Here is a 6083-nt window from a genome sequence, read left to right as displayed (position 1 = left end):
CCGCGCAACCTCTTCGTCGCCGGTTTCATCGGTTCGCCGCGCATGAACCTGGTGACCGGCGATTACGCCCGGCAAAAGGGAGCGACTACCGCCGGCGTGCGGCCAGAGCATCTGGTGCTGTCGAAAGAAAGTGGGTTGTGGCAGGGCAAGGTGACCGTCGCCGAACATCTCGGCTCCGATACCTTCCTCCACCTCGACGTCCAGGGCATCGGCCCGATCACTGCAAGGACCGATGGTGAGTTCGAATGCAGGCATGGCGATACCGTGTTTATCACCCCCGATGATACCAAAATCCACAGGTTCGATGAAAAGGGCATCGCGATATGACGGGAAGACTGGAAGGCAAATCCGCGCTGATAACAGGTTCGGCGCGTGGCATTGGCCGCGCCTTTGCGGAAGCCTACATACGCGAGGGCGCAACCGTCGCCATCGCCGATATCGATTTCGAACGCGCCAGCAAAACCGCCCGTGAAATCGGCGAGAACGCCTATGCCGTCGAACTCGACGTGACCAAGCAGCACTCCATCGACACGGCCATCCGCACGGTGGAGGGCCAGACCGGTGGCCTCGATATCCTCATCAACAATGCAGCACTCTTCGATCTCGCACCGATTGTCGAGATCAAACGCGATAGCTACGAAAGACTGTTTTCAATCAACGTATCAGGCACGCTGTTCATGATGCAGGCCGCCGCAAAAACAATGATTGCTCGGGGAAAAGGCGGCAAGATCATCAACATGGCAAGCCAGGCGGGCCGGCGCGGCGAGGGACTGGTGGCGATCTATTGCGCCACCAAGGCCGCCGTCATCAGCCTCACCCAATCGGCCGGGCTCGATCTCATCAAGCACGGCATCAACGTCAATGCGATGGCGCCCGGCGTGGTCGATGGCGAGCACTGGGACGGCGTGGATGCGTTGTTTGCGAAATATGAAAACCGCCCGGCCGGTGAAAAGAAGCGGCTGGTCGGAGAGGCCGTGCCCTTCGGCCGCATGGGCCGTGCCGAAGACCTGACCGGCATGGCGATCTTCCTTGCCTCCGATGAGGCCGAATACATCGTCGCCCAGACCTATAATGTCGATGGCGGCAACTGGATGAGCTGAGTATCGGGCGCTTGCCGCCCGGCCTTGGCACGAACAACGTTTCCCCTTCGAGGATCGTGACATGACATGCAAACTCTCCCTCGCAACGCTTGACGAAGCCAGAAAAACGGCTGCGGTTCCGGCCTATTCCCGGACCGATCTTTCCGCCGGCATCGTGCATTTCGGCGTTGGCAACTTTCACCGCGCGCATCAGGCGGTTTATCTGGATGACCTCTTCAACACGGGTGCGGACCATGACTTCGCCATCATCGGTGCGGGTGTTTTGCCCTCCGATGCGGTGATGCGTGAGAAACTTGCCGCGCAGGATTTCCTGACCACTGTCGTGGAGCAGGACAATAACCGCACCGGTGCGCGTGTTACCGGGCCGATGATCGACATTCTGCAAGTTGGCGATACGCAGCGCATCATCGATACGCTCGCCGATCCGAAAATCCGCATCGTTTCGATGACGATTACCGAAGGCGGTTATTTCATCGACGCTTCCGGTTCCTTCAATCCGCAGCACCCGGCAATTGCCGAAGACGGGCACAACCCGGCGACGCCGAAAACCGTGTTCGGCTTCATCGTCGCCGGGCTGAAGGCGCGGCGCGACAGGGGGCTTCAACCCTTTACCGTCATGTCCTGCGACAACATTCCCCATAATGGCAAGGTCACCAAAAACGCGGTGGTCGGGCTGGCGGCTTTGTCCGATCCGGCCTTCGCCAACTGGATCGGCGAAAACGTCGCTTTCCCCAATTCGATGGTCGACCGCATTACGCCCGCCACCGGCGAACGCGAACGCAATATTGCCCGTGACGATTTCGGCATCGACGACAACTGGCCGGTCTTCTGCGAGGAGTTCAAGCAATGGGTGATGGAGGATAATTTCCCTGCCGGTCGCCCGGCGCTCGAAAAGGCTGGCGTGCAGTTCGTCAAGGATGTCGCGCCTTACGAGCACATGAAAATCCGCATCCTCAACGGCGGCCATGCGGCAATCGCTTATCCGGCCGCGCTGCTCGACATTCATTTCGTGCATGAGGCGATGGAGCATCCGCTGATCCGGGCATTTCTGGCAAAGCTGGAAAAGGAAGAGATCATCCCGGTCATTCCGCCGGTTCCCGATACAAATCTCGCGGACTATTTCGGCCTGATCGAGCGGCGTTTCCTCAACCCGAAGATTGGCGACACCATTCCGCGTCTGGCGCAGGACGGATCCAACCGTCAGCCGAAATTCATCCTGCCGTCCACCGCCGACCGTCTGGCGCGCAGCGAGGATATCATAGGCCTTTCGCTGGTTTCGGCGCTCTGGTGCCGTTATTTCTACGGCACCACCGACAGCGGCAAGCAAATCACCTTCAACGATGCCAGCGCCGAGCGTCTGCAGGCGGCGGCCATCAAGGCCAAGGATGATCCGATGGCCTTCCTCGCACTCGACGATATTTTCGGGGAGGTTGCCGAATCGGAGCTTTTCCGTAAACGCTTTGCCCATGCATTGAAGACGTTGTGGCGCGAAGGCACGGCGAAGACCTTGCAGCTTTATCTGGATGACAAGCTGGCTGAAAAGTGACCACGAGATGGAAGACGAGACCGCGCCCCTTTTGATTTTCGATTGCGACGGCGTCCTCGTCGACAGTGAGCCGGTCTCGATTTCGGTGCTTCTTGACATGCTCGCCCATCTCGGCGTGACGATGGGAGAGGAAGAGGCCTATGAGCGCTTTCTCGGCCGCAGCGTCGCCAGCATGACGGCGACGCTGTTTGAGGACTACGGCGTCGAGACCGACATCGATTTTCTCGATCATATGCGCGCAACGCTGTTCGAGCGTTTCCGTACCGAGCTTCGGCCGATTGACGGCATTGCCGAAACGCTGGACAGGCTGTTGCCGCTTCGGCGTTGCGTCGCTTCCTCAAGCCAGCCGGAGCGCATCCGTTATTCGCTGGGACTGACCGGCCTGATCGACAAATTCGAACCGCATGTCTTCAGCGCCACCATGGTGAAGAACGGCAAGCCGGCGCCTGATCTTTTTCTGCATGCGGCGCGCCAAATGGGTGCTGATCCGCGTCACTGCATCGTGATCGAGGACAGCCCGGCGGGCATTGCTGCCGCAAAGGCCGCCGGCATGGGCGTTTTTGCCTTTACCGGCGGTTCGCATGCCCGCTTTCCCGCATTCCGCGAAAAGATCGCCGGGCTTGGGGCGGATGCCGTGTTTGACGCGATGCCGGATTTGGTCCAACTTGTCGGCAATTATGTGGGGAAGGGCGGTTTTGACAGGCGGGCGGAACGCGATGCAGGCTGAGCGGGACTCTGCCTGCTGCCGTCCGGAGGTCGTTGCGCAAGGGATGGAATTGCAGTCTTGATGCGTCAAAATCTCGTCGCTGTCGATGTCGGCACCGCCAGCGCCCGGGCCGGAATTTTTGATCCGGCCGGCCGGCTGCTTGCCCGCTCCACCCATCCCATCCTGATGCAAAGGCCGCAGGAAAACCACGCCGAACACGATTCCACCGATATATGGAACGCCGTCTGCATCGTGGTGAAGGCAGCGCTTGCCGAGGCAGGTGTTTCGCCACAAAGCATCGCCGCCATCGGCTTTGACGCCACCTGCTCGCTCGTCATCCGTGATGGGCGGGGTGAGCCTGTTTCAGTTTCCGTTACCGGTGAAGACCGGTTCGACACCATCGTCTGGCTCGACCACCGGGCGATAGGTGAGGCCGACCGGCTGACGGCATCCGGCCACCGGGTGCTGGATTTCGCCGGCAACAGCGTCTCGCCGGAAATGCAGATACCGAAGCTGATGTGGCTGAAACAGCATATGCCGGCCAGCTGGTCGCGCATGTCCTTCGCCTTCGATCTGGCGGACTTCCTGACATGGAAGGCGACCGGCTCAGCGCAGCGTTCAAATTGCACGCAGACGGCGAAGTGGAATTTCCTGGCACAGGAAAATCCCGGCTGGCAGGCGGATTATCTGGAACTGGCGGGCCTTGCCGACCTGAAGGAGCGGGCGGGCCTGCCCGAAACCACCGTGATGCCGGGAGAAAGCATCGGCCCGCTTTCGCCCGAAGCCGCCGACGAGCTCGGCCTCGATACCGGCTGTGCGGTGGCGGCGGGCATGATTGACGCTTATGCCGGCGCGCTTGGCGCGCTTGGCGGCTGCCTGTCTGCAGATGTCGGCCGGCATGTGGCGCTGATCGCCGGTACATCGAGCTGCCTTGTCGCCATGTCGGAGCGACAGATGCCCGGCCACAGCCTCTGGGGGCCCTATTGGCAGGCGATCCTGCCCGGGCACTGGCTGGTGGAAGGCGGGCAATCGGCCACCGGTGCGCTGCTCGACCATATCGTGCGCATGCATGCGGCAGGCGGTGAGCCGGATACGGCGCTGCATGCCCGCATCGTTGCGCGGGTAACGGAGTTGCGCGCGCTTGAGGGCGAGGCCTTCGCCGAGCGGCTGCACGTGCTGCCGGATTTCCACGGCAACCGTTCGCCGCTTGCCGATCCACATGCCGTCGGTGTCATCAGCGGGCTGACTTTGGATACGTCTTTCGACAGTCTCTGCCGTCTTTACTGGCGCACCGCCGTGGCCATTGCGCTTGGCGCCCGCCATGTGCTCGATGCGATGGAGCGTTTCGGTTATGCGGTGGAAAGCCTGCATGTCACCGGCGGACATGTGAAGAACCCGCTGCTGATGGAGCTTTATGCCGATGTGACGGGCAAGCGCATCGTGGTTCCCGCAACCGCCGACGCGGTGCTTCTCGGAACGGCAATGACGGCGGCGACGGCTGGCGGGGTGCATGCGAGCCTTGCGGCCGCCGGGGCCGCCATGTATCCGGGCAATGCGGAAATATCAGGCAACCGGGCGCTCGCCCCCCGTTATGAGCGGGATTATCGTCGTTTCCTCGCCATGTATCGGCATCGGCAGGAACTGGAGAGCCTTTGATTTTCTGAAGGAAAATACAAGGCCGAGTGGGTGCCGCGCGTTTCTTCTCCCCGCCGGGGAGAAGGTGGCCCGAAGGGCCGGATGAGGGGGAACGCGAGCGATGAACGCACTCTAGCCCCCTCGTCCCGCTGCCGCGGACTTCTCCCCGGCGGGGAGAAGAAACGAGCGGCAACCGCTCGATCCATATGCCGCCGCTGCTGCTAGCCGCAATCAACCACGCAGCGAGCGTTTCAGGGCGGTTAGGTTCTTTGCCCTTGCCCTGCCGTTATCATCAGCGCTGGCGCCAAGCGCACAGAGGGTGAATTCCAGCAGGGAAACCAGTTGCAGCAGGCCCTGGCCGCCATTCTGCGCCTGCGGCATGGCAAGACAGAGATCGGTGCTTTCCGGGCCCCATTCATAAAAGCGTGTGGTGATCAGCAATGTCCTGTAGCCGCCCTTGCGCGCCATTGCCGACAGGCGCTGCAGCGGCGACAGGCTGCCGCCGCAATCCATGATGACGAGCAGGGTGTGAGCGGGGTCGAAATCCCACAGGGCGACATAGGCCGCGCTATCGCTGCCGAGATAATGGATGTGGCCCCGGCTCTCCAGAAGCCGCCCGTAAAAATGACGCCCGGCGTCGAGGCCTTCCGGGGAGGTTGCCAGAAAAACATCGCCCGCCGTGGCGATCTCGTTCATGGCAAGCCGCCAGATCGACTGGGTCGTCATGTCGAAGGCGGTCTGGATGGCCTGGATCTGCTGGGACAGAAGCTGCGAAAACGGGTTGGACTGGCGTTCGCCGCCTTCTGCCGTTGCTGGCTGGTCCGCACCGGCGGTTTCTTCGGCATGGCGCAGATCGGCGCGGATGTCGCTGAATTGCCGGTATCCCAGCGAACGCAGGAAACGTCCGACCGTCATCGGGCTGAGACTGAGCTTGACAGCCAGCGTCTGCGCCGTCTCGAACGGTAATTCGTCCAGATGTTCGATCAGATATTTAGCGATCTTGCGCTCGGAAGGCGTCCCTGCCTTCATGGCGCGCGTAAGGTTCAACAGCAGCTTTTCCACCAACGCCTCATTCTTTTATCTTTATTGAACGATG

Annotated in this window: 6 protein-coding genes; 5 read left to right on the top strand and 1 reads right to left on the bottom strand. The window is 61.2% G+C overall.

The window, feature by feature from the left end; genetic code table 11:
* From DA915_RS18955 to DA915_RS18935, 5 genes are all read left to right on the top strand, one after another.
* The coding region (locus tag DA915_RS18955) for a TOBE domain-containing protein (protein ID WP_153064581.1) at window positions 1–327 on the top strand (327 nt) is incomplete at its 5' end.
* On the top strand, window positions 324–1100 hold the full coding sequence (locus tag DA915_RS18950) for an L-iditol 2-dehydrogenase (protein WP_107676909.1): 777 nt from the start codon (window positions 324–326) through the stop codon (window positions 1098–1100). The genes DA915_RS18955 and DA915_RS18950, both read left to right, overlap by 4 nt.
* Window positions 1101–1161: 61 nt before the next feature.
* Entirely contained in the window at window positions 1162–2646 is a 1485-nt protein-coding gene (locus DA915_RS18945; RefSeq protein ID WP_107676908.1) for a mannitol dehydrogenase family protein, read from the top strand.
* Window positions 2647–2653: 7 nt separating this feature from the next.
* Window positions 2654–3373: an HAD family hydrolase gene (locus DA915_RS18940; protein ID WP_107676907.1), complete on the top strand. Its 720-nt coding sequence runs from the start codon at window positions 2654–2656 to the stop codon at window positions 3371–3373.
* A 60-nt stretch (window positions 3374–3433) separates the two neighbouring features.
* Window positions 3434–5008: an FGGY-family carbohydrate kinase gene (locus DA915_RS18935; protein ID WP_162693467.1), complete on the top strand. Its 1575-nt coding sequence runs from the start codon at window positions 3434–3436 to the stop codon at window positions 5006–5008.
* 210 nt (window positions 5009–5218) lie between these two features.
* On the opposite strand, the gene DA915_RS18930 is transcribed toward DA915_RS18935, so the two are convergent.
* Complete coding sequence (locus tag DA915_RS18930; RefSeq protein ID WP_003505407.1) at window positions 5219–6052, bottom strand: MurR/RpiR family transcriptional regulator; 834 nt, start codon at window positions 6050–6052, stop codon at window positions 5219–5221.
* Between the last annotated feature and the right edge of the window lie 31 nt (window positions 6053–6083).

Source organism: Agrobacterium sp. LAD9 (genome assembly GCF_003031125.1).
Classification (GTDB): domain Bacteria; phylum Pseudomonadota; class Alphaproteobacteria; order Rhizobiales; family Rhizobiaceae; genus Agrobacterium; species Agrobacterium radiobacter.
The sequence above is the reverse complement of the archived record's forward strand: the minus strand, read 5'-3'. Positions and strand labels throughout refer to the sequence as shown.

Excerpts from the sequence above, each read along its gene's own strand:
- DA915_RS18945 (WP_107676908.1), top strand. The coding sequence starts at position 1,162 with ATGACATGCAAACTCTCCCTCGCAACGCTTGACGAAGCCAGAAAAACG.
- DA915_RS18950 (WP_107676909.1), top strand. The coding sequence starts at position 324 with ATGACGGGAAGACTGGAAGGCAAATCCGCGCTGATAACAGGTTCGGCG.
- DA915_RS18940 (WP_107676907.1), top strand. The coding sequence starts at position 2,654 with ATGGAAGACGAGACCGCGCCCCTTTTGATTTTCGATTGCGACGGCGTC.
- DA915_RS18935 (WP_162693467.1), top strand. The coding sequence starts at position 3,434 with ATGCGTCAAAATCTCGTCGCTGTCGATGTCGGCACCGCCAGCGCCCGG.